The 23558-nt window shown below is 72.5% G+C and carries 20 protein-coding genes and 2 pseudogenes; 7 read left to right on the top strand and 15 right to left on the bottom strand.

Annotated elements, in window-relative coordinates; genetic code table 11:
• Positions 1-87 precede the first annotated feature (87 nt).
• From ABZY31_RS13120 to ABZY31_RS13110, 3 genes are all read left to right on the top strand, one after another.
• Positions 88-1143: a ferredoxin reductase gene (locus ABZY31_RS13120; RefSeq protein WP_356408633.1), complete on the top strand. Its 1056-nt coding sequence runs from the start codon at positions 88-90 to the stop codon at positions 1141-1143.
• Between the two features lie 7 nt (positions 1144-1150).
• The gene (locus ABZY31_RS13115) at positions 1151-2269 is read left to right on the top strand and encodes an acyl-CoA desaturase (protein WP_356408630.1); all 1119 of its coding nucleotides are present in this window, start codon (positions 1151-1153) and stop codon (positions 2267-2269) included.
• Between the two features lie 127 nt (positions 2270-2396).
• Positions 2397-3122, top strand: a complete 726-nt coding sequence (locus ABZY31_RS13110; RefSeq protein ID WP_356408627.1) for a peptidylprolyl isomerase — start codon at positions 2397-2399, stop codon at positions 3120-3122.
• Positions 3123-3149: 27 nt separating this feature from the next.
• On the opposite strand, the gene ABZY31_RS13105 is transcribed toward ABZY31_RS13110, so the two are convergent.
• From ABZY31_RS13105 to ABZY31_RS13065, 9 genes and pseudogenes are all read right to left on the bottom strand, one after another.
• Entirely contained in the window at positions 3150-3983 is an 834-nt protein-coding gene (locus tag ABZY31_RS13105; RefSeq protein ID WP_356408624.1) for a PaaX family transcriptional regulator C-terminal domain-containing protein, read from the bottom strand.
• A gap of 65 nt (positions 3984-4048) precedes the next feature.
• A complete protein-coding gene (locus ABZY31_RS13100; RefSeq protein WP_356408621.1) occupies positions 4049-4843 on the bottom strand; it encodes an Asp/Glu racemase in 795 nt (264 codons plus the stop codon).
• Positions 4844-4884: 41 nt separating this feature from the next.
• Positions 4885-5793, bottom strand: a complete 909-nt coding sequence (locus ABZY31_RS13095; RefSeq protein WP_356408618.1) for a fumarylacetoacetate hydrolase family protein — start codon at positions 5791-5793, stop codon at positions 4885-4887.
• Positions 5794-5854: 61 nt separating this feature from the next.
• Positions 5855-6967 carry a cupin domain-containing protein gene (locus ABZY31_RS13090; protein ID WP_356408615.1) on the bottom strand — a complete coding sequence of 371 codons (1113 nt, stop codon included), beginning with the start codon at positions 6965-6967 and terminating at the stop codon, positions 5855-5857.
• Positions 6964-7986, bottom strand: coding sequence for a carbon-nitrogen hydrolase family protein (locus ABZY31_RS13085; protein ID WP_356408612.1), 1023 nt, complete (start codon positions 7984-7986; stop codon positions 6964-6966). Before ABZY31_RS13085 ends, ABZY31_RS13090 begins: the two co-directional genes overlap by 4 nt.
• 23 nt (positions 7987-8009) lie before the next feature.
• A complete protein-coding gene (locus ABZY31_RS13080) occupies positions 8010-10337 on the bottom strand; it encodes an FAD-dependent monooxygenase (RefSeq protein WP_356408609.1) in 2328 nt (775 codons plus the stop codon).
• Positions 10328-10702: pseudogene (locus tag ABZY31_RS13075) on the bottom strand (thioesterase family protein); the annotation flags it as partial. The pseudogene ABZY31_RS13075 and the gene ABZY31_RS13080, both read right to left, overlap by 10 nt.
• A 126-nt stretch (positions 10703-10828) precedes the next feature.
• Positions 10829-12430 (bottom strand): annotated as a pseudogene (locus ABZY31_RS13070) (AMP-binding protein); the annotation flags it as partial.
• Positions 12431-12533: 103 nt separating this feature from the next.
• Positions 12534-12983, bottom strand: a complete 450-nt coding sequence (locus ABZY31_RS13065) for an ATP-binding protein (RefSeq protein ID WP_356408607.1) — start codon at positions 12981-12983, stop codon at positions 12534-12536.
• Between the two features lie 220 nt (positions 12984-13203).
• On the opposite strand from ABZY31_RS13065, the gene ABZY31_RS13060 reads away from it, so the two are divergent.
• Together ABZY31_RS13060 and ABZY31_RS13055 are read left to right on the top strand one after the other, a co-directional pair.
• Positions 13204-14163, top strand: coding sequence for an alpha/beta hydrolase (locus ABZY31_RS13060; protein WP_356408604.1), 960 nt, complete (start codon positions 13204-13206; stop codon positions 14161-14163).
• A gap of 220 nt (positions 14164-14383) precedes the next feature.
• Complete coding sequence (locus ABZY31_RS13055; protein WP_356408601.1) at positions 14384-15193, top strand: phosphatase PAP2 family protein; 810 nt, start codon at positions 14384-14386, stop codon at positions 15191-15193.
• A gap of 16 nt (positions 15194-15209) precedes the next feature.
• Here ABZY31_RS13055 and ABZY31_RS13050 read toward each other — a convergent pair whose 3' ends face one another.
• The 3 genes from ABZY31_RS13050 to ABZY31_RS13040 form a co-directional block, all read right to left on the bottom strand.
• Positions 15210-16217 (bottom strand): LacI family DNA-binding transcriptional regulator, encoded by a 1008-nt coding sequence (locus tag ABZY31_RS13050; protein WP_356408598.1) that lies wholly within the window; start codon positions 16215-16217, stop codon positions 15210-15212.
• 133 nt (positions 16218-16350) lie between these two features.
• A complete protein-coding gene (locus ABZY31_RS13045) occupies positions 16351-17916 on the bottom strand; it encodes a carboxylesterase family protein (RefSeq protein WP_356408595.1) in 1566 nt (521 codons plus the stop codon).
• 107 nt (positions 17917-18023) lie between these two features.
• Positions 18024-18758 (bottom strand): phosphatase PAP2 family protein, encoded by a 735-nt coding sequence (locus ABZY31_RS13040; RefSeq protein ID WP_356408592.1) that lies wholly within the window; start codon positions 18756-18758, stop codon positions 18024-18026.
• Positions 18759-19665: 907 nt separating this feature from the next.
• Here ABZY31_RS13040 and ABZY31_RS13035 point away from each other — a divergent pair.
• On the top strand, positions 19666-20943 hold the full coding sequence (locus ABZY31_RS13035; RefSeq protein ID WP_356408589.1) for an MFS transporter: 1278 nt from the start codon (positions 19666-19668) through the stop codon (positions 20941-20943).
• A 78-nt stretch (positions 20944-21021) separates the two neighbouring features.
• Positions 21022-21939, top strand: a complete 918-nt coding sequence (locus tag ABZY31_RS13030) for a 5'/3'-nucleotidase SurE (protein WP_356408586.1) — start codon at positions 21022-21024, stop codon at positions 21937-21939.
• A 198-nt stretch (positions 21940-22137) separates the two neighbouring features.
• Here ABZY31_RS13030 and ABZY31_RS13025 read toward each other — a convergent pair whose 3' ends face one another.
• From ABZY31_RS13025 to ABZY31_RS13015, 3 genes are read right to left on the bottom strand one after another with little or no spacing between them, the layout of a single operon-like run.
• Positions 22138-22638, bottom strand: a complete 501-nt coding sequence (locus ABZY31_RS13025) for a hypothetical protein (RefSeq protein WP_356408583.1) — start codon at positions 22636-22638, stop codon at positions 22138-22140.
• Between the two features lie 20 nt (positions 22639-22658).
• Entirely contained in the window at positions 22659-22910 is a 252-nt protein-coding gene (locus ABZY31_RS13020) for a helix-turn-helix transcriptional regulator (protein ID WP_356408580.1), read from the bottom strand.
• A complete protein-coding gene (locus ABZY31_RS13015; protein ID WP_356408577.1) occupies positions 22910-23410 on the bottom strand; it encodes a DUF2975 domain-containing protein in 501 nt (166 codons plus the stop codon). The genes ABZY31_RS13020 and ABZY31_RS13015 overlap by 1 nt, the downstream gene beginning before the upstream one ends.
• Positions 23411-23558 lie beyond the last annotated feature (148 nt).

Raw genomic sequence — 23558 nt, 5'->3', positions numbered from 1 at the left:
GTTTTTGTTCCCTGCGAACAATTCCGCCGACCAGATTTACATCCTGCGGACAGGACTTTACGCCCTGAGGCGCACCAAGCTGGAGTCATGACGAGTGCAGCCCTCCGCAGTAGGGCGTGGAAACTGCTGGAGATGATCACGACGCCGCTGCTGCCGTCGGACTACCTCGACCTGGTCAGCCCGCTACGGGCGGGCGCGGACCTGCGCGGGCGCATCGAGGCCGTGCACCCCGAGACGGATGACGCCGCGACCATCGTGATCAGGCCGGGCAAGGGCTGGCGCGGCCACACGGCCGGTCAGTACGTCCGGATCGGGGTCGACGTCGACGGGGTGCGCCTGTGGCGTGCCTACTCGGTCACCTCGCCGACCGACCGCCGGGACGGCCGCGTCACGATCACGGTGAAAGCCATCCCGGACGGCAAGGTCAGCAACCACCTGGTCCGCAAGGCGAAGCCGGGCACGCTGATCCACCTCGACCAGCCGACCGGTGACTTCGTCCTGCCGCCGGCCAAGCCCGCCAAGGTGCTCTTCCTGACGGCCGGCAGCGGCATCACGCCCGTGATGGGCATGCTCCGCGACGTCCGGATCGACGACGTCGTCATGGTCCACTCCGCGCCACGGCCGCAGGACGTGATCTTCCGCCAGGAGCTGCACGATCTGGTCGCCGACGAGAAGCTGCGCCTCACCGAGCTGCACACCGAGACCGACGGCCTGCTCGACATCGCCCGCCTTGCCGACCTCGTGCCCGACTGGGCCGAGCGCGAGACCTGGGCGTGCGGCCCCGCGGGCCTGCTCGACGCCGCCGAGGACCACTGGAGCCTGCACGGCATCCCGGAGCGCCTGCACACCGAACGCTTCCGGCCCACCGTCGTCGTCGCCGGCGACGGCGGCGAGGTCACCTTCAGCACCACCGGCAAGACCGTCGACGCGGACGGCGCCACGCCGTTGCTCGACGTCGGCGAAGAAGCCGGCGTGCTCATGCCCTCCGGGTGCCGCATGGGCATCTGCTTCGGCTGCGTCACGCCGCTCAAGGCGGGCGCCGTCCGCGACCTGCGCACCGGCGAGATCACCGAGGCCGAGCCGGGCGTCCTCATCCAGACCTGCGTGTCCGCCGCGGCGGGCCCCTGCGACATCGAACGGTAGGAGCACTTTGACCGCCATCGACCCCACCGCCCACCTGACCGCGGACCAGATCGAGGAGCTGGGCCGCGAGCTGGACGCGATCCGCGACGTGGTGATCGCCGACCGGGGCGAGAAGGACGCCGCCTACATCCGCAAGGTCATCTCGGCGCAGCGCAAGCTGGAGCTGGTGAGCAGGGGCGTGCTGCTGTTCTCGATCTTCCCGCCGGCGTGGCTGCTCGGCACCGCCGGGCTGTCCGTGGCGAAGATCATGGACAACATGGAGATCGGCCACAACATCCTGCACGGGCAGTGGGACTGGATGCGGGACCCGAAGATCCACTCCACCACCTGGGAGTGGGACCACGTCTCCCCGTCCGAGCAGTGGAAGCACTCGCACAACGAGCTCCACCACGCGTACACCAACGTGATCGGCAAGGACAACGACCTCGGCTACGGCATCATGCGCGTCGACGAGGACCAGAAGTGGCACCCGTTCCACCTCGGCCAGCCGCTGTGGAACTTCCTCAACGCCTGCTTCTTCGAGTACGGCATCGCGGCGTACGACCTGGAGCTCGCCAAGAACCTGCACAAGCGCCGCCGCAAGAACCCGGAGTTCCGTGCGCGGGCCAGGGCCGTGGGGCGCAAGATCCGCAAGCAGGTGCTCAAGGACTACGTGATCCACCCGCTGCTGTCGGGCCCGTCGTTCCTCCCCACCCTCGCCGCCACCTTCACCGCGAACCTGGTCCGCAACATCTGGACCCACTCGGTGATCATGTGCGGGCACTTCCCCGAGGGCGTTCAGGTCTTCGAGCGCGGGTCGATCAAGGGCGAGACGCGCGGCCAGTGGTACCTGCGCCAGATGATGGGCTCGGCGAACATCAGCGGCAGCAAGGCCATGCACTTCATGACCGGCAACCTGTCGCACCAGATCGAGCACCACCTCTTCCCGGACCTGCCGAGCAACCGCTACGCCGAGGTCGCGGTGAAGGTGCGTGCCCTGTTCGAGAAGTACGAGCTGGAGTACGTCACCGGCCCGCTGCCCAAGCAGGTGTACTCCGCGTGGCACAAGGTCTTCCGGCTCTCGCTGCCGAACAAGAAGCCCAAGGTGGAAGCGCCGGACCGCGAGCGGGAGCTCGTCGCCGCCTGATTCCCGGTGCCGCAGAAGGCCGGAGCCGCCCGCGCCGGCCTTCTGCGGTTGACCATTCCCGCCGACCGGATCACGCCCTAGACTGCGACCGCTCCGCAACCTGGCGATCATCAGGAGGGCGTACGAAATGAACCGAGCACTGATCAGCGGATTAGCGGCCGTGACGTTGGCCGTGTCCGGGGCAGGCGCCGCCACCGCCGCCGACGGCGCTCCGCCGCGCACCACGCACGGCCCCTGCCAGTACACGCAGACCCCGGACGAGCCGCCCGCGCGCCGCGTCCCGCTACCGCCCGATCCGCGGCGCACGCCCAGCCGCGGCACGGTCGACGTGGCCGTTCCGACCAGCCAGGGCTCCCTCCCGCTGCACCTGAACCAGGCCCAGGCGCCGTGCACGGTCCAGAGCTTCCTGCACCTGGCGCGCCACGGATTCTACGACCGCACGGTGTGCCACCGCCTGACGGCGTATCCGACGCTGAAGGTACTGCAGTGCGGTGACCCGACCGGTACGGGTGAGGGCGGGCCCGGGTACAAGTACAAGGACGAGCTCCCGGTGGACCTGCCGCCCGCACCGACCGATCCCACCGGCGCGCGCCGCCTCTACGGGCGCGGCCTGCTGGCGATGGCCAACGCCGGGCCGAACACGAACGGTTCGCAGTTCTTCGTCGTCTACGGCGACTCCGCACTGCGGCCGAACTACACGGTGTTCGGCACGGTCGGCCCCGACGGCCTGGCCACACTGGACAAGGTCGCCGCCGGAGGAATCCAGCCCACCGCGGAGAACCCGGCCCCGGTCGACGGCGCCCCGGTGCTGCGGACCGAGCTGCTGCGCGTCCGGCAGTCCAGCCGGCACTGACCCCCGCTGCCGCGGCGCCGGGCGGTCCTACGGCGCGGCGCCGCCGGTGACGCTGCGCACGTGGTCCCGGCTCGGTCCGGCGAGGACCTCGTGCAGCCGCTGGAACACCTGCCGGGCCGCGACGGCGTTCCAGTCCGCGGGCAGCAGTTCCGCGGGCAGGCCCGGGTCGAGGTAGGGCAGGCGCCGCCAAGCGGTGAGCATCGGCACGTAGTGGCGGAACGCCTCGGCGCGGTCGATGTGGCACCCCTGCCGCGCGAGGCGCCCGGCGACCGGCGCGTAGGCGTCCGTGAAGTCGGCGTACTGCTCCTGGATCGCGGGGAAGTCCCACCAGGAGCTGACCGCCCCCGGCAGGTCGCTGAAAGCGGCGTAGTCGGCCGCGGCGAAGAGGTGGACGTACTCGCTCAGCCCCAGCCGTAGCAGCATGGCCCGGGCGTCCTCCAGTACCCGGCCCGGCGCCAGCCACACGCCGGAGGCGATGTTGCCGAAGCCGAGCCAGGTCAGCCGGGTCCGCAGCTGGTAGCGGTGGGAGCGCTCGGACTCCGGTACGGAGAAGACGGCCAGGGCCCAGCCGTCCGCCAGGTCCGCGGGCTCCAGGCTGGCGAAGATGCGCCGGTCGCCGGCGTCGAAGACGGGATGGACGGCCGGGCTGAGCCGGTAACCGGTGGCGCCGCGCCGCTCCGGTTCCAGGACGCCCTTCTTCTTCAGCCGGGAGATCGCCGAGCGGACGGCCTGGCTCTCGACGTCCAGCTCCGCCATCAGGGTGATCAGGTCGGCGATGGAGATCCATCCACCGCCGCCGCGCAGGAACGCCCCGTAGACCGTGTTGATCAACGAGCTGGGCCTGAGGGGGCTGTCCGACATGATCGCCTTCCGTTGGATGCGGTGGCGATCCTACCGAGCGGCGCGGCCGGGCACCGCGCCGCAGGTCACTCCCCGCTCGCCGCCCCCCGGCCCAGGGGCGCCAGCGCGTACGCCCCGGACAGCAGGTGCCCGGCCCCCGGCGCCACCGCCGGCAGGCCGAGGGCCCGCAGCATCTGGTGCGCCGTGCAGACGGCCGCCGAGACTACCGGCTTGCCGAGCAGCTGTTCCGCCTCCTCGATGGCCCCGAGCGACGGCATCTGCACACAGGCGGAGAGGACCACCGCGTCCGCGTCCGCGTGATCGAGGGCTTGGGCCAGGCCCGGGAGCTTCGCCGGGTCGTGGGCGGCCACGTCGAGGTTGTTCGGTATCTCCAGCGCGCGGTGGTCCAGCACCTCGATGCCCTCGTGCGTGAGGTAGTCGACGACCGTCCGGGTGAGCGGGCGCATGTAGGGGGCGAGCAGCGCGACCTTCCTCGCGCCCATGGTGTGCAGCCCCTGGACCAGGGCTCCGGCGCTGGTCACCACCGGAGCGGGAGCCCCGTTCTCCACGGTGCGCGTGTGCAGGCGTGCTTCCGACGCGCGGTGGTAGCCCAGACCGGTGCTCATGATGGCCACCAGACAGGCGTAGCCGAGGACGTCGACGTGCGCGTCGGACAGCTCGACGGCGCAGCGGTCGGAGTCGGCGTCCATGGCCCTGAGCTGCTCGGGCGTCACATGGGTCATCCGCATGCGGCTGGAGTGGAAGGTGAAGCGCTCCGGCGCGACGGTTTCCCGCGCGCGCAGGATGGCCGGCACCTCCGTCTCCATCGTGACGTTCGAACTCGGCACGATCTGGCCTATGCGGTAGGTCTGCTGCGGCACGGAATCTCCTCGGTGCGGGTCGGGGGCCGGTGGCTTCGGCATCAACGGGCGTCCACGACGGGGTTGGTGAGGGTGCCGATGCCCTCCACCGCGGCCTCGACGGTGTCGCCGGGGACGAGGAACTCGGGCGGGACCATGCCGGCTCCGACGCCGGAGGGGGAGCCGGTGGCGATCACGTCGCCGGGCTCCAGGGTCACGCCGGAGCTGATGTCGGCGATGAGCCGGGCGATCGGGAACAGCATGTGGCGGGTGTTGGACTTCTGCTTGGTGACGCCGTTGACGCGCAGTTCGAGGTCCAGGGCCATCGGGTCCGCGATCTCGTCGTCCGTGACGACGACCGGGCCGAAGGGGGCGTAGGAGTCCTGGCCCTTGGAGAAGAACCACTGGCCCGAGCGGCGCTGGTCGCGGGCGCTGATGTCGTTGACGATGCTGTAGCCGAAGACATGCCGGTACGCCTCCTGTTCGCTCACGCGGAAGGCGGTCCGGCCGATGACGACAGCGAGTTCACACTCCCAGTCCAGTCGGCTGGTGAGATCCGCGTTGTGCAGGATCGGCGCTCCGGGACCGGTCACGGCGGTGGACGGCTTGCTGAACAGGACCGGGCGGGGCGGCAGTTCCTTGTCGGTGTCCAGGGTTCGGCTCGACTCCGCCACGTGTTCCACGTAGTTGAGCCCGACTCCGATGATCTTGCCGGGCCGGAGCGGGGCGCACAGCCGGACGTCTTCGAGCCGGTGGACGGCGTGGCGCGGCCTCGCGCCGTGGAGCAGGGCGCGGACGGTGTCCAGGGCGGCGGGCCCGGCCTGGACGAGCGAGAGCAGGTCCGCCGGGATCGCCGCGCCCGCGTGGTCGGCGAGCGCGGCGAGGTCGTGGACGAAGCCGTCGCTCTCGGCGCCGAGGCGCGGCGGGGAGCCGGCCGCAGGGGAAGCGGTGGTGAAGGTCAGCAGGCGCATGGGGGTGTCTCCTGGTGGTCGCAGCGGTGGGAATCCGGCGGTGTGGTGCTCAAGGGGGTTCTCAACGGGCGTTCTGGTGACCGCCGTTGTCGACGTACGCCTCTTCGCGGTGGAAGCCGAGCGAGCGCATGACGGGGAAGTCGTTGAAGGAGAAGAGGCACGCGTCCTCGGCCGGATCGAGGTTGTGGTGCTCGTGCCAGGCCCAGGACGGAACGCAGAAGATGTCGCCCTCCCGCCACGCGAAGCGCCGCCCCGCGATCACCGAGACCCCGTGGCCCTTGGCCACGGTGTAGATCACCGATCCGGTGTGCCGGTGGGCCTTGGTGGCCTGAGCCGGGCGCAGCAGTTGCATGTGGGCGCCCATGGTGGGCATCACCGGACCGCCGGTCACCGGGTTGGTGTACTCCGCGATGATCCCGTCGTAGGGGGATCCCCCGGTGGCCTTCGCGAGGCCGAGCAGCGCCTCGTACGTCGCCTCCCACGGGTAGGCCAGCAGGGGGGAGTAGGGCCGGGTCCAGCGCTCGACGCCGTAGGGAAGCAGGTTCGCCGCGTAGGTCAGCACCGAGGAGTTGATCACCTTTCCGGGCTCCTGGTGGAGTCCGGGGTGGACCTCGTAGAACCCCGCGTCGAGGGCGTTGACGAGCGGGATGTCCAGGCCGTCCTGCCAGATCACCGGGGCGTCGTCCGCGTCGTTGCCGTGCTCGTGCCAGGTGCCGTTCGGCGTGATCGCGAAGTCGCGCGGGCCGACCTTCAGCTTCTGCCCGTCGACGATCGTCCAGGCACCCGTGCCCTCGTGGACGAAGCGCAGCGCCGCGGCCTGGTGGCGGTGCGCGGTCATGGCCTCGCCGGGGCCCATGATCTGCAGGCCCGTGTACAGCAGCCCGGCCGCCGCACTGACGTCCCTGCGGCCGGGGTTGACCAGCATCACCACCCGGCGGCCCGCGTCGTCGGCCGTGACCAGCCCCAGCGCCTTGTGCACGAGCGGGCGCAGCTCCTCGTACCGCCACAGCACGGGCACGGACCTGGGCTGCGGGTACCAGGGTTCGATGTCGTTGGCGACGGTCCACAGCGCGCCCGCGTCGCGCGCTTCGAGTTCGGCGTAGTAGGCGGTGAGTTCGGGGGTGTCGAGGACCCGTGCGCGGCCGAGCGCGGTGTCGTCCTGTCCGATGGTCATGCGTCCTCCTCGGGAAGCGGCGTGGTGCGGGGGGTGGAAAACGGTGCGGTGAAGGTCACGGGTGGACGGGGCCGGTTGTCGACTTCGAGGCGGAAGACGTCGAAGCGGTTGTAGTGGCCGGTGATGTCGTGCATCTGCTTGGGCTGGATGCACCGGCCCAGGTCGATCTCCGCGTAGACGATGCCCTCGTCATCCACGAGCGGCGGCGTGACCGGGCGGCCGTCGGGGCCGAAGATCCCGGACAGGGCGCTGCGCGGGCGGCCGAACAGGGCCCGCAGCTCGGCGTCGTCCCCCGCCATCAGGTCGACGATCTCCGGCGAGACGGTGGAACAGGCCACGACGGAGAAGACCTTGCCCTCGAAGCTGTGGGCCGCCGTACGCACCGCGATGGCGTCGGCCATGTCGTAGTCGGCGGGGGCCACGGGCAGGGCGATGTAGCAGGAAGCGTGGACGAGTTCGCCCTGCGCGAGGAGGGCGAACCGGGCCAGGGTGTTGGTGTTCTCCCCGCAGGCGAGGGCGCCGAGCGGGCCGACCGGGGTCCGGTGGACGCGCAGCGAACTGCCGTCGCCCCCGGTCCAGGTGAGCTTCTCGGCCCAGGTCGGCACCAATTTGCGGTGCACGCCCAGCAGTTGCCCGTCGGGTCCGATGGTCAGCAGGGTGTTGTAGAGGACGCCGAGACTGTGCGGAGCACGTTCGTTGACCCCGATGACGAGGGTGACGCCGTACTGCCGCGCCGCCGCGCGCAGCGTGTCCACGTACGGCCCGGGAACGTCGACGGAGGCCCGCTGGAGGCGCTCGAACCAGGGCGAACCCTGCACCGGGTTCATCGTCCAGTTCCAGTACGGGTAGCCGGGGACGAACACCTCCGGGAAGACGACGAGCGCAGCGCCGTTCCCGGCGGCCTCGGCGATGAGCGCGACGGCCTTGTCGACGGTGGCTCCGGGGTCGAGGTAGACCGGGGACGCCTGCACGGCCGCCGCCGTGAAGCGGGGCAGGTCGTACGGGGGAGGGGGTTCCATGAAATCTCCTGGATCTCCGCGGGTCAGCGGGTTGCGGCGGCGGTCACGGTCGGCGCCGGGACGGCGGGGGACGCGGCGGCGTGCGGACGCCAGCGCCGGTGCACCGCGGCCTCGGCCGGCCGCAGCAGTTCGAGGCGGGGCGGTACCCGGTCCGTGCGAGCCGCCGGCGGCCGCGCACTGCCCGCCACCCAGGAGCGGGCCCACGGCGCGGCGGGCCCGCGATACCCCTGGGCCGCCGCCGCGTGCAGGGTCCACAGCGGGTCGTGGAGCTGCGCGCGGCCGAGGGCGCACAGGTCGGCGCGGCCCGCCAGGATCACCGAGTTCACGTCGTCGTAGGTGGAGAGCGCGCCCACGGCGATCGTCGCCAGCCCCGTGGCGTTACGGATCAGATCGGCGTACGGCGTCTGGTAACTGCGGCCGTAGCGGGGCCGTTCGTGGGACACGACCTCGCCCGTCGAGACGTCGATCCCGTCCGCGCCCGCCGCCCCCAGGGCCCGGGCGATCTCCACCGCCTCGCCTTCGCCCAGGCCTCCCTCCGCCCAGTCCGCGGCGGAGATCCGCACCAGGAGCGCCTTCCCGGCGGGCCACACCGCCCGTACCGCGCCCAGTACTTCGAGCGGGAAGCGCAGCCTCCCGGCCGGGCCGTCTCCGTAGGCGTCGGCGCGCCGGTTGGTCAGCGGGGAAAGGAACCCGGACAGCAAGTGGCCGTGGCCGTATTGAAGTTCCAGTACATCGAACCCGGCCCGGTCGGCGCGCTCGGCCGCCCGTACGAAGTCCCGCACGACCAGGTCCATATCCGCCCGGGTCGCCTCCCGCGGCACCGCGCTGCGCTCGTCCCAGGCCAGCGCGGAGGCGGCCAGCGGCGCCCCGTCGGCCGCGCGGCGGCCCGCGTGCGTGAGCTGGATGCCCAGACAGGCGTCCGACTGGCCGTGGACGAAGCCGGTGATCCGGCGCCAGGCCTCCTCCTGCTCGTCGGTCCACAGGCCCGGGCAGCCCGCGTCGGTCCGCCCGCCCGCGCTGACGGCGGTCATCCCGGCCAGCACCAGGGCCGGACCGCCGAGGGCCTGGGTGGCGAGGTGCACCAGGTCGAAGTCGCCAGGAACCCCCTCGCGGGCCGTCGACAGGGAGACCGGGGCCGCCACCACCCGGTTGCGCAGCCGCAGTCCGCCGAGCCGCAGCGGCCGGAACATCGGCGGTACCGGCGCCGAGGCGTTCACCGCGGTGGTGAAGCCCTCGTCCCGGGCGCGCAGCCCGTCATAGGTGACCCGGCGGCTGCGGGTCAGCAGGTTGAAGGCGAACTGGTGCGGGTCCTGGCCGGTGTACCGGTCGATGTGCTCGAACCATTCGAGGCTGGCCTGCGCCGCCCGCTGGGTGGACTCCACGACCGGCCTGCGCTCGTCCTCGTACGCTGCCAGCGCGCTGGGCGCGTCGGGGTGCTCGTGCAGGCAGGCCGCCAGTGCGAGGGCGTCCTCCATCGCGAGCTTGGTGCCCGAGCCGATCGAGAAGTGCGCGGTGTGCGCGGCGTCCCCGAGCAGCACGGTGTTGCCGTGTCGCCAGGTGCGGTTGCGCACGGTGGTGAACCGCAGCCACTTGGAGTTGTTCGGCAGCAGCCGGTGGCCGTCCAAGTGGGGGGCGAGGATCTCCTCGCAGCGGCGGATGCCCGCCTCGTCACTGGCGCCGGGCGGCAGGTCCAGGGACTCGGAGCGGTCGAAGCCGCCGCGCCGCCAGGCGTCCTCGTTCATCTCGACGATGACGGTGGACCGGGTCGCGTCGTAGGGGTAGGCGTGCACCTGGAGGGTGCCGAACTCCCGCTCCTCGACGATGAAGGTGAAGGCCTCGAAGACCTTGTCCGTGCCGAGCCACATGTAGCGGCCGGACCGTTCGTCGAGGTCGGTGGCGAAGGTGTCGGCGTGGGCGGCGCGCGTGCCCGACCGTACGCCGTCGCAGGCGACCACCAGGTCGTATGCCGAGGCCAGTTGCTCCGGCGGCGGGGCCTGGGTGCGGTAGCGGACGTCGACCTCCAGCGCGGCGCAGCGTTCCTGGAGGATCTCCAGCAGCCGGCGGCGGCCCAGGGCGGCGAAGCCGTGTCCGCCGGAGGTCAGGGTCCGGCCGCGGTGGCGGACGTCGATGTCGCTCCAGCGGGCGAACTCCGCCGACATGGCGGCGTGCACCACCGGATCGGCCTGGGCGATGCCGTCGAGGGTCTCGTCGGAGAAGACGACACCGAAACCGAAGGTGCCGTCGGGAGCGTTGCGCTCCCAGACGGTGATCTCCCAGTGCGGGGACAGCTGCTTGGCCAGGGCGGCGAAGTACAGACCGCCGGGTCCGCCTCCGATGACTGCTACGCGCACGGGGCGCCTCCTCGGACGTTCTCGATCAGTTCGGGGGCCTGCGGACCCGCCTGGGTGAGGACCTCGCGGACCTCGGCCGGCCAGGGGGTGGCCCCGGTGGCACGGGCGGCGGAATGGGCGATGACCATGCGGCCCGCGGCCGCCTCCGCGCCCGCCTCCCCGCGCACGGTGAAGGCGTAGTGGAGCGAGCTGGCGCCGACCTTGGTGACGCGCAGCTCCGTGCGCACCGCCTCGCCGAACCAGAGCCGGGCCCGGTAGTCCGCCTCGAAGCGGACGCGGGGCGTACTGCCGAACAGGTGGGCCAGGCCCAGACGCCGCAGCAGGACCGCCTCCGCCGCCTCGACCCAGCGCACGACGGTGGAGTGGTGGTAGTGGCCGGCAGCGTCGGTGTCGGGCCACTCCACACGGCGCTCGATGACGACGCTGGGCAGCGATTCCACGATGGTGGCGCGCGGGACCGGCGCCGCGGGAACGGCCGGTTCCCTCGCCTGGGCCCGGAGTTGGCCGCGCCGGAGCTTGCCGGTCTCCGTGCGCGGGAGGTCGGTGACGAACTCCACCGCGCGCGGGTACTTGAAGGGGGCGATGACCGCTTTGACGTGGTCCTGGAGCTCCCGGGCCGTGGCCGGCGAGGCCGGGACCCCGGCGCGCAGCACGACGTACGCCTTGACGAGCATGCCCCGCCGCTCGTCCGGCACCCCGACGACCCCGCAGTCCGCGACGTACGGGTGGCCGGTCAGGGCCTTTTCGACCTCGGGCCCGGCGATGTTGTAGCCCGAGGAGACGATCATGTCGTCGCTGCGGGCCACGTACCAGAAGTAGCCGTCGGCGTCGCGGACGTAGGTGTCGCCGGTGATGTTCCAGCCGCCCCGGACGTAGGTGGACTGGCGCGGGTCGTCGAGGTAGCGGCAGCCGGTGGGCCCGGTGACGGCAAGCAGGCCGGGCTGCCCGTCGGGGACGGGTTCGCCGTGCTCGTCGACCACTGCGGCCCGGTAGCCGGGCACGGGCCTGCCCGTGGATCCGGGCCGGATGTCCTCGTCGGCCGCGGAGATGAAGACGTGCAGCATCTCCGTGGCGCCGATGCCGTCGATGATGCGCAGCCCCGTGGCCGCGTGGAACTCCTCCCACACGGCGGCGGGCAGCGGCTCGCCCGCGGACACGCAGCGGCGCAGGCCCGCGAGCCGGCCGGCCGCGCCCTGCGCCAGCATCGCCCGGTAGGCGGTCGGCGCCGTGAACAGGACGCTCACCGCGTGCGCGGCGATCAGGTCGGCCAGCTGCCCGGGCGTGGCCTGCTCGATCAGCAGGGTCGAGGCCCCGACGCGCAGCGGGAAGACCACCAGCCCGCCGAGGCCGAAGGTGAAGGCGAGGGGCGGGGTGCCGGTGAACACGTCGTCGTGCCGGGGCGCCAGGACGTGCCGGGAGAACGTGTCCGCGTTGGCCAGGACGTCCCGGTGGAAGTGCAGGGTTGCCTTCGGCCGTCCGGTCGTGCCGGAGGTGAAGGCGATCAGTGCGACGTCGTCGGCGGCGGTCGCGACGCTGGTGAAGTCCCCGTCCTGGGCGGCGCAGCGGACCGCGAGGTCGTCGTCACCGGGGCCGCCGTAGGCGATCACGCGGGGGGCGGAGCCGGTGGCGGAGCGGAGTTCGTCCAGGTAGCGGTGGTCGCAGAGGGCGATCGCGGGGCGGCTGATCCCGCACAGCTCGGCGAGTTCGGCGGCGCGCAGCAGCGGCACGGTGGTGACGGCCACCCCGCCCGCCTTCAGGACGCCGAACCAGGCGGCGACGAGCCACGGGTTGTTCGGTCCGCGCAGCAGGACGCGGTTTCCGGGCAGCAGGCCCAGCTCCTCGGTGAGCACTTGGGCGACCTGGTTGGCACGTCGCAGCAGGTCGCCGTACGTCCAGCGCTCGGTCGGGGTCAGCAGGCAGGGCCGGTCGGGTCCCCAGCGTTCGACGGCTTCGTCGAGCAGGCTGTGGGCGCAGTTGAGCCGGACGGGATAGTCCAGCTCCGGCAGGTCGAAGTGGAGCCGGGGCCAGAGGGAGAACGGGGGGAGCCGGTCGCGGCAGAAGGTATCGGGATGTGCCGAGGGGGAGAGCTCCATGGGGCGGCACCTCAATCAGGGAGCAGCGGGGGAGATGGGGCAAGTATCTCGATATTTTGGCGACCGTCAATCAGTCGTCATATTTTCTGCTCCCACAAGACCCTCACGCGACGGGGACGCGGACGGCGAAGTGGTGCCCGAACTCGCCTCCACCGCAAGTGAGTTCGCCTCCCGCTTCGGCCGCCATCAACTCCACGATCAGCAGGCCCCGCCCTGACTCGGCGTTCGGATCGACCGGGGGTCGGGGGAGGAGTGGCCGGGGTGGTGTGCGCGACTCATCGGCGACCTCCAGGTGGAGCCAGCCCTCCCGGAGGATGACCGCCACCCGCATGCGGCGCGGGGCGTAGGCGTGGAGCACGACGTTGCCCGCGAGTTCGCTCACGGCCAGCAGTAGGACGTCCGCGAGATCGGCGGTCACCCGCCAGTCGTCGAGCACCGCCCGGACGCGGGACCGGATGAGCGGGACGGTCGCCGCACCGGGCTCGGCCGTCCACCGCACGAAGGCGCGCGGGCGGGCGGTGGCGAGGGTGGGGGCGGGAGTGGCGGTGAGCATGGGGTGCTCCCTGGGGGACGGTGACGCAGTTCGCGCTGTGGCTCGTGTAACAAGTGCGGAAGTCGGCCCGGTCGTGGGCTTGTGGTCAGCGGAAATGCGTCGCTAGAGTCGTGATTACACGTGTAACACGCTATGCCTCCCGGGTGGGTCGCGCAAGCAATTCGGACATACGTTACGAAGCCTTGCCCCTACCGGGTCCGCGCTGATTGGAAGGGCCGCAATGACGCACTCCCCGCCCGCGATCGACATGACCGACATGACCTGGCCGCCCCCGCCCTACCAGACCCCCGTCCCGGCGCTCACGGACGAGAACGGCGTCCGTCACCACCACGGCGCCACCTACGCCACTACTCCCGGCTACCGCCCCCGGCTGCTCGACGTGCAAGTGCCCCCGGGGGAGGGCCCCTTCCCGGCGGTCGTATGGATCCACGGCGGCGGCTGGCTGGACGGCGACCGCCGCTACCCGCCGCCCACCGTGCCGGCGGCCCTGCTGCACGGAACGGTGCTGGGGGCCGGGCTCGCCCTGGTCTCCATCGACTACCGGCACAGCCTGGAGGCCCCCTTCCCGGCCCAGTTGCACGACGTGAAGGCCGCGATCCGCTACGTCCGCGCGTTCGCCGGGATCCTCGGCATCGACCCGGACCGCATCGGCGTCTGGGGCGAGTCCGCGGGCGGCCACCTCGCCGCCCTCGCGGGCCTCGTCGGCCCGGACAGCGCGGACGGCGAGGCGCTGGAGGCCGCGCACGGCGTGGGCACCGGCGACACCGCGGTGCGGGCCGTCGTCGACTGGTACGGGATCTCCGACCTGGTCTCCCTCTCGGCGCACCCGATGCCCGAGCTGCCGATGGCACCCGGCACGGAGTTCCCCGACCCGTACGTGGCGCTCCTCGGCGCGCCCGTCGCCGAGTGCCCGGAGCTGGCCAGGGCCGCCAGCCCGGTCACGCACGTGACCCCGGGCTCGAACCCGCCGCCGTTCCTGCTCGTCCACGGCCGCCAGGACGGGCTGGTTCCCTACAGCCAGAGCGAGTTGCTCGCCGCCGCCCTCGCACGGGCGGGCGGGGAGGTCACCCTCCAGCCCGTCGAAGGCGCCGACCACATCTTCCTCGGCTCGCCCGACGTCCCGCGGATCGTCGCGGACAGCGTCGCGTTCCTGGCCCGGCACCTCGGCGCGGGTGCCTGACCCGTCACCTCGGCGCGGGTCCGAGCTGGTCGTCAGCGAAGGAGACGGGGGCGCGGGCCGGACGGGCGGCGCCCCCGTTCCCGCACGGGCGGTGCCCCCGTCCCCCGCAAGGCCGGGCGCCCGCCACCCCCGGCCCCGTCCGGGCACGTCGATCCCGCCCGGGCACGCACGTCGATTCCCCGAACCACGCCGTGCCCCGTCACGGTCGCGAGAGGCAGTCATGTCCAGGAACCCGGTCGCTTCCCCGCCCGCCCGCGGCGCCCCCGCCGCCCCGCCGCCCCCGCAGCCGGCCGCCCACCATCGGCCCGACGTCCTCGGCGCGGGGGTCCTGCTGCTGGTCGTACCGGCGGTGCTCGCCCTCGCCGTCCGGCGGGACCCGGCGCGGCCGCCGTTCCAGGGCGCGGACGACCGCTGGCTGACCTGGATGGACGGCCCGCACGGGGGGCCGTACGGCATGGTCGCGGCGGTCCTGAACTGGTTCGGCGGCCCGCTCGGCGTCGTCGTGCCGCTCGCACTGCTGGTCTTCCTGCTCGTCCGCCGCAGACGGGTGTCGGCCGGCTTCCTGCTCGGCGCCTACCTCGTCGGCAACGTGCTCGTGGTCCAGGGGCTCAAGTACGCGGTGGACCGCCCGCGTCCGGCCCACCCGCTGGTCCGGGTCGACCACGGCTCGTTCCCCTCCGGGCACGCGGCGGGCGCGGCACTGCTCGTCGTACTCGTCGGCGTCCTGCTGGTGCCGGCCGCGCGGCGCCGGGCCTGGTGGGCCGGGGGGACGCTGTTCACCCTGGTCATGATGTGGAGCAGGACCTGGCTGCACGCGCACTGGCTCAGCGACACCGTCGCGGGCGCCGCCGCCGGAGCGGGGGCCGGGCTGCTGGCCTGGTGGCTCTGCGCCCCCGCGCTCGCGCGCGAGGCCGCCCGCGTCAGCAACCGCCGAGGGCCGGCCGGGGGTACGGGAGCCGCGCCCGCGGTGACCGTGACCCTCGCCGCGTCCGCACCTGCACCTGACGATCCGTCAGTGAAGTTTCTCTGAACGGCGGTACGTACTCCTATGAGGTCTGGCGGTGCACCAGCACCGCCTCTATCTCCGGCACGGGGGCGGTCGTGCCCGTCTCGATCAGCTCGTGCACGGCGTCCGCGACCCGAGCGGGGGACGCGAGGTCCAGCCGGATCGAGGTGAGGGCGGGCTGCTGGAGCGCCGCCAGCACCAGGTCGTCGCAGCCCACGACCGCCACGTCCTCCGGTACGGCGATCCCCTCGGCCCGCAGCGCGTGGAGCAGCAGCGCGGCGTATTCGTCGTTGTAGGCGAACACGGCGTCCAGGCCGAGGTCCGGCCAGCGCCGGGCCAGGGCGGTCGCGGACTCGCGGGTGTAGGACAGTTCCACCGGCGTCACGGTGGCCATGTGCCGGGCTGCGACGGACTCGGCTCCCGCCAGTCGGGGCGCGGCGAGCGTGGCGAGGCCGCGTTCCTGCGGCATCACCACGCCGATACGGGTCCGGCCGCGGGCGATGAGGTGCTCGGCTGCGGTCGCGCCGATGCGCGCGTGGTCGAAACCGATGGTGTGCACGCCCGCCACGGGGTGAGCGGCGAAGGCGAGCAGCCCGCGCACTCCGGCCCGGCTCAGCAGCTCGGCGGCCTGCGGGGTCAGCCGGTCGCCGTCGAGCGCGATGACGGCCGCCGGGCGCAACTCGGCCCAGGCGCGGGCGGCGTCGAGCGGATCGGTGAAGCGTCCCGCATGCAGGACGGCCGTGTAACCGTGCCGGTCCAGCTCGCTGTGCAGGTCGTCCACCCAGTCGCTGACCAGTCGGCCGACGGCGGAGATCGACGCGGGCATCAGGACGAGGTTGCTGCGCCCGGCGCGCAGCGAGCGCGCGGCCGCGTGCGGGACGTAACCGAGCTGCCGGGCGGCGTCGAGCACGCGCGCGCGGGTGGCCGCGCTGACGCGGTGCCCCTGGGTGTCGTTGAGCACGAAGGAAACGGTGGCGCGTGAGACCCCGGCCAGCCGGGCCACGTCGGCACTGGTGACCGAAGCGGGGACGGGAATGTCTTTCGCCATGACGTCCCTCGACGCTCGTTCTGATCGGCCCGGTGCCTTCTCTCCACAGGTTACACGAGTTAGATCACGGGAGCGGGGGTCCGCTCGGACGTACGTGCCCCGCCGGGCCCCCGCAGCGTGGTTCCGTGCGGCGCTACGAGGAGAGCCGGCGCAGCGCGCCCTCGTGCAGCCGCCGGGCGTGGCCGGCCAGGTCGTCGAGGGCGCCGACGACCGCGTCGAAGCGCATCGTGGTCCGGGTGCCTTCCTCGTACGGGCTCCACTGCGGCATGTCCGGGTGGTTCGGGTCGCCGGTGCGGACAAAGGCGATCCAGGCCCGGTGCATGGTCTGCGCCAGCCCGTCGCGCACGGCGAGGTCCAGGCCGGCGATGAAGGGGGCGTGTGCCCATTGCTCGAAGTTGTCGAAGGCGAAGGGGAGGTCCAGACAGTGCGCGGCGCCGAGCCGGCCCTCGTGGGCGGGGGAGGGGAGGTCGAACTGGTACGCCCACACCGGGCGCCCCATGGCCGCCCGCGCCTCGGCGAACCGCACGGCGGGCGCCCGGAACAGCTCGTCGGTGATGAGGTCCATCAGGACGTCCCCCGGGCGGGCCCCCGGCCGGGCGCGTTCGTACGCCGCGTACACGGCGGGAGCCGCGGCGGCTCCGAAGGTGTCCGCGATCCGGCCGGTCACCTGCTCCCGGTCCGCCCCCGCGTGGCCCTCGTCGAGGGCGAACCCGAAGTTGGCCTCCTCGCGCGTCCAACCGATCAGCACCTCGATCCCGGCCGCGGCCCCGTGCAGCAGGGCCTCGGCCGGATGATGGTGGAGGGTGACGCCGTCGATCACGGGGAGGAACGGGGTGGGCCAGTAGCCCCACCGCGCCGTCCGGGCGAAGAGGCCACCGCCGGCGCCGATCAGCTCGGGCCACGGGCGGTCGCGCAGCTCGGCCAGGTCCTCGGCCGCGGCGCATTCGACGTAGGCGGCGGTGCGCTCCAGGGAGGCCGCGGGTGTGGGGAAGTCGAGTCCGAAGGGCGGGCTCATCAGGATCACCCGCCGGATCAGGCCCGCGGCCTGGGGCGTGGCGGCGAGGGCGGCGGTGGACACCGCGCCGCCGGACTGGCCCGCGACGGTGACGGTCTCAGGGTCGCCGCCGAAGCGCGCGATGTTCTCGTGCACCCAGCGCAGCGCGGCGAGCTGATCGCTCAGCCAGTGGTTGCCGCCGCCCGCCGGGTCACTGCCCCGCGTGTCGTCCTCCGTGTCGGGGTGCAGGTAACCCAGTGGCCCCACGCGGTAGTTGACGCTGACCACGACGAGGTCACCGTCGCGTGCGAAGGTGGCGCCGGAGTAGATGGGCAGCGACCCGGAGCCGGATACGAAGCCGCCCCCGTGGATCCAGACGAGGACCGGTCTGCGGGCGTCGTCGGCCGCGGGCGTCCAGACGTTCAGGGTGAGGCAGTCCTCGTCGAAGGGCGGCTCGCCGTGGCCGCCGAGGACCGGGTCACCGCCCTCGCGGTACATCTGAGGAGCGCTCGGGCCGTCGGTGCGCGCGTCCCGGGTGCCGTTCCATCGGGGGTGCGGCTGCGCGGGCCGCCAGCGCAGGGCGCCGACCGGCGGGGCCGCATAGGGGAGGGCGCGGAAGACGGTGAGGCCCTCCTCGACCATGCCGCGCACGCGTCCCGTCGGCAGGTCGACGACGGTCTGGTCCGGGCGTGGGGTGTGAGCCATGAGCCGTTCCTTCCTCGGCCGTGCGCCGTGTGCGCGACGGCCCTTCGAGAGTATGGTGTCAAATCAACGATCGTCAATCATGCTCGATATCATGTGTCGTCGTCCGCTCAGAGCCAGAGGGTGTCGGCCGCCGCGCGCTCCGCCTCCGTCTTCAGGAGCCGCGCGAACGCCCGCCACAACAGGAGGCAGGCCCCCGCCCCGGCCAGGGCGCCGCCGAAGGTGTCGGTCAGCCACTGGGTGTGCAGCCACGTCCGGCTCCACATCATGGCCGCGCCGTACCCGGCGCCGAACAGCCACCACCAGCGCCGCGCGCGCGGCGGCATCGCCACCACCGCGACCGCGACGACCAGCGCCACCGCGCTGAAGACCTGCCCGGAAGGGTAGGAGCCGTCGTTCACCAGGACCCAGGTGTGCGGCGGCCGGGGCCGGCCGACGAGCTGCTTGAGGGGCAGCGCGACGAGGATGTTCGCCAGGACGGCGGTAGCGAGGACGAAGAGCGCCGAGCGCCAACGCCCGTACAGGCAGAGGCCGCAGGTCAGCAACAAGGGGAGGAGGAGCCCCAACGGGCCGCCGAGGTGGTCGAGCCAGAGGGCGAACTCGGTGGCGGGACCCGTGGACGAGCCGCGGGCCGCGTCGGCCCAGGAGTCGTCGAGGCCCTGGAAGAAAGGCCGTTCGCCCGTCCGCAGGAGGAGCCCGGCGAGCAGGGGTACGAGGAGCAGCGCAGCGCCCGTCGGGAGTGCGAGGCGGGGCGGAGGGGCGGGGAGGTGGTGCAAGGGCGGCGGCGCGGAGACGGGCAGGGGCGCGGGGGCGGGTGGCGGCGCGGGGGTGACGGAGTGCGGCATGGCGGGGCCTTTCGGGTCGGTGGCCGGGGCGGTGGGCGCCGGGTGCTTGAGTGCCGGGCGGCGATGCCGGGGGAGCGGTTGGGCGGATGGGGGCGGAGTCGTGGCGCGGAGGGGCCTTCGGGATGCCGCCTGCAGGTCCACGGGAGGGGTGTGCCGGGGCCCTCGGGGATCGGACCGGCGTGAGTCGCGCCGCCGGACCGGGGTCGGTGGCCGGGGCCGTGGGGGTGGTGCGGGGCGGGCGCGACAGTGACGGAGCGCGGGCCTGGTCCCCGGCGGCGCGGGGGAGACGCCGCACTGCGGCACGGAGTATCGCGGACAGGTGGCCGGGGCCACAAGGGCAAGGGGGTTCTCAGTCGTGATCGGCTTGTCAGGTGGCCGGGCTCTGGCGGTTACACGTGCCCCCTGCAAAAGGCGCCGCTTGTGTCACGATCCGCGCATTGCTGCGTGCCAACCCTTGGCGACGCCGGGGAAGTGGTGCTACACAGTGACCAGGCGCGGCAAGTGACACGTGTAACAACGTACGCGTACACCACGGAAATCGCGCCGAACGAGCCCGGCCCGCCGGGCTTTCGCGGACACCACGTGAACCAGCACGTCGACCGCACCCGCATGCGCCACCCGGCTCGCCGCCGGGCCACCCGCACCCGTAACCGGACCCCACCCGTATCCACAGCCCCCGGAGTCGGGCCCGGGTCCTGCACCCGGGACCCGAACCCGTGCCCCGGTCCCGCAACCCGGGGCCCGTACACGGACACGGCGTCCCGGTGACTCCGTTCCGCGCCGTCCACCCCCGCGAGCCCGCCGTACCGCGCCCCGCCGCGTACCCGCACCTCGGCGGCACACCACCCGCCACCCGCCACCCGCGCCCCCGCGCCCCACCTCCCCGCTCCGTCCCCGAGGAGTCGTCATGGTCACGAACGAACTCATCGATCCGCCCGTCCCGGCGGACCACCAACCTCCCCGCAGAAGCGGACTCCTGTTCCTGCTGCTGGTCGCCAACTCCGCGATGATGGCCGTCTACATGGGCGTCGGATCCATCCTGCTCCCCACCCAGATCGCCGAGATCGCCGGTGACGACAAGGTCGCCGTCCTCGGCCTGATCGGCGGCGTCAGCGCGATCTTCGCGACCGCCTTCAACCCCGTCGCCGGTGCCCTCTCGGACCGCAGCGGCCGTCGCAGTCCCTGGATCCTGGGCGGCGCCCTCGCCTCGCTCGCCGGCCTGGCCTTCCTGGGCAGCGTCTCCACGGCCCTGCTCGTCGGCATCGGGTGGTGCCTCATCCAGGCCACCATGAACGTCTACCAGGCCGCCGTCACCGCGATCGTGCCCGACCGGGTCGCGGTCGCCCGGCGCGGCACCGCGTCCGCGGTGGTGGGACTCGGGCTGCCGATCGGCGGCACGGTCGGCGTGCTCATCGCCTCCCAGACCGCGGACCACCTGCGCACCGGCTACCTCGTCTTCGGCGCGGTGATCGCCACGGCCGCGATGCTGCTCACGGCCTTCTGCCGTGACGAGCCGCGTTCCGCGGCCCCGGCATCGGCTGCGGCCGCGGGCGCCGACGACGGCCCGCGTGCCCCCAAGGGGGCGCAGGTCAAGGCGTTCCTCTCCGCCCTCGGCCACCACGACTTCCGGTGGGCCTTCATCGGGCGGGCCCTGATGGTCCTCGGCTACTTCTCGGTCGTCGGCTACCAGCTCTACATCCTGGACGATCACATATCACTGCCCGGGGGACTGACCCCGCCCGCCGCGATGGCGGTCCTCACCCCGGTCTCCATGGCCGCGATGGCGCTCTCCACGGTGGTCGGCGGCATGCTGTCCGACCGGTGGAACCGCCGCAAAGTGTTCGTGGGTCTCTCCGCGGCCCTCGCGGGGCTCGTCATGGCCGTGCCCGTCATCAGCCCGACGTGGACCGGGATGCTCGTCTTCAGCGCGCTCAACGGCCTCGCCTTCGGGTGCTTCATGGCCGTCGACACCGCGCTGGTCACCCTGGTCCTGCCCCGCGCCGAGGACGCGGCCCGCGACATGGGCGTCCTCAACATCGCGAACGCCGGACCGCAGATCATCGCCCCGTTCGTCGCCTCCGCCGTGGTCACCACCCTCGGCGGATACACCCCGCTGTTCCTGGTCGGCGGCGGCCTCTCGCTGATCGGCGCGCTCGCCATCCTCCCCATCCGCAACGTGCGCTGACCCGCCACCCGGTCCGTCGCCCCTCACCCACCACCGCATCACCCCTCACCCCGTCACCCCTCTCCCAAGGAGCTTTCCGTGCAACGCAAGCGAGTCCTGCCGCTGGCCACCCTGCTGCTGTGCGCCCCCGCCCTCGCCGGTACGGCGCCCGCCGCCGCGGCATCGCAGGCCGGACCGGCGCCCGTGCCGGCGCGCCCGTTGCGGATCCTGCTCACCAACGACGACGGTTACGGCGCGCCCGGCATCCGGCTCGCCTTCGCACGGCTGACCGCCGCCGGGCACGACGTGACGATCGTTGCTCCGCTCACCAATCAGAGCGGAGCGGGCACGAAGACCTCGAACGCCCCCTCGGTCACCGTGCGCCACCCCGAGCCGAAGGTGTGGGCCGTGGACGGGTCCCCCGGTGACGCGGTGGCCTTCGGTCTCTCCGAGGTGTTCGAGGGCCGCGCCCCCGACCTGGTGGTGTCCGGCACCAACTTCGGCCCGAACGTGGCGGGTCTGGCCACCCACTCCGGTACGGTTGGCGGCGCCGTCGCCGGGCTGGAGTCCGGCGTGCCCGCCATTGCCCTGAGCACCGGTGGCGTCGCCGCCCCCGACCCCGTGACCACCGTCAACGCGATGGGTCCGACCGTCGACTTCGCGGTCCGGCTGATCGACCGGCTCCGCTCGCGGGCCGGATCCGGACCGCTGCTCCCCGCGGGCGTCGGCCTCAACGTCAACCACCCCGTCGTAGGCGCCGACGGCAAGGGCGCCGCCGCCGGGGTGGCGACCACCTTCCAGGACCCGCAGACCCTGCTGAAGGCGGACTTCACCGACGCGGGCGACGGCACCTGGAAGGTGGGCGTACGGGTCGACCTGCGGACCCCGGCCCGTGGCGGCGACATCGAAGCCGTGAGCGCGGGGAAGATCGCGGTCAGCCCGATCAACGCCGACTGGAACACCGGCCCCGCCGACCTCGCCGTCACCCGGGCCCTGATGGCCGGACTGCGCCCGTAACACCCTCCGCCCCGTCCGGGGAGGTGCAGGCCTCCTCCCCGGACCCCTGGCTCGTCGGAGGTTGTCCTTTAGGGGGTGCCCAGCCGCGGCCCGTCGCCAACTCCCGCCAGGACCCACGAGTACGACCAGCCCACCTCGCCCCCTGGCGGGGCGCGGGTCCCCTGCCCGGGCGAGTCGCACGCGCACAGCGCTACACGGCTACACGACGTGCGTCTCTCCGAGCGAGGACGACTCACCCACCGCGGCGAGCAGTTGGAAAGGCAGCTCCGGATCCGCCTGACCGATAGCCAGTGCGAGCCATCGGCCGCAGGACGGTGGCTGCCACAGCCGCATGCTGCCGGCGACGGTGCACAGGAAGCCGAGCGGCTCTGGAGCCACGAACTCGGGGTCTGGATGGTCGAACCCGAGATACGGCCACAGATCCACCATCGTGGGACCGCCCCATAGAGCGGTCAGAGCGACTGTCAGTGCGACGAGAGCGTCTTCCAGCTCCTTCTCGGCTGCCTCGACGACCTCCTCACTGCGGTCATCCCAGAAGTCCCGGCTCTCCCGGAGCACGGCCACGTGGTATCCGGGCCCACCCCACCCACCGTCCGTCCCCGGCTTGCCCTCTTCCTCCGGGAACGGCAGGGCGGTCAGTTCATCGATGATCGACAGCTGGGCTTCGGTGAAGCCCGTCGAACGCTGCTGGCTGGCCATGAACGGAGCGTATCGGTGCTTCAGTTGCCGGCCGGTGTCTCCTGGGCTACGCGGCCCTCCGGATCGTCCGCAGCCTCCCAGTGCAGGAGGTCTCCCGGCTGGCAGTCGAGGACTTCGCAGAGCGCGGCGAGCGTCGCGAAGCGCACGGCCTTGGCGCGGCCGTTCTTGAGGACCGCCACATTGGCCGGCGTGATCCCGACGCGTTGGGCCAGCTCGCCCACGGACATCTTCCGTTTGGCCAGCATCACGTCGATGTCGACGACGATCGGCATCAGATCACCTCGTCCAGCTCGGCCTGCATCTGCGAGGCCTGCGCGTCGCGCGCGACGGCCTGGGCCAGCAGCATCCGCAGCACGAGCACGATGAGCGCAACCCCGAGGACTGCCACGCCGGCCGCGCCGATCAGGAGGACCATGCCGGGAGGGACGGCCTCACCCGGCGCCAGGACGACACCGAGCACCCACAACAGGAGCGCGGCTCCGGTGAAAGCACCGGTCACGAGGTCCACGTACCGGAAGGCGGGCTGGGAGAACACCGTTCCGTGGCGGGCCATCGTCACCAGCCGCCACACGCAGGCCAAGACGATCTCGGCGCACACGATGCCCACGATGATGATCAGCAGGACCGGAAGGCGCGGGAAGTCCACGGCGTCACCGTCCACTCGCCCCTCGTCGCGGACCAGCAGCAGCCCCATCACCACCTGTGCGAACAGGGAGCCGGCCAGCAGTGCCACGATCACCGCTCGCAGTGCGATCACTGCAATTTTCCCCATGAAAGCCTCCTTCTATCGTGAGGCGACAGTAATCTATCGTTTCTCGATAGGCAATGCTGATATTTTTTTGTGCAGCGGTGGCAACCTTCTGCGCAGCAGCGGCAACTGAGGCACTGACAGGACTCTCGTCTCTCACAAAGGAACGACA

Source organism: Streptomyces sp. NPDC006529, from assembly GCF_040611795.1.
Taxonomy (GTDB): domain Bacteria; phylum Actinomycetota; class Actinomycetes; order Streptomycetales; family Streptomycetaceae; genus Streptomyces.
The sequence above is the reverse complement of the archived record's forward strand: the minus strand, read 5'-3'. Positions and strand labels throughout refer to the sequence as shown.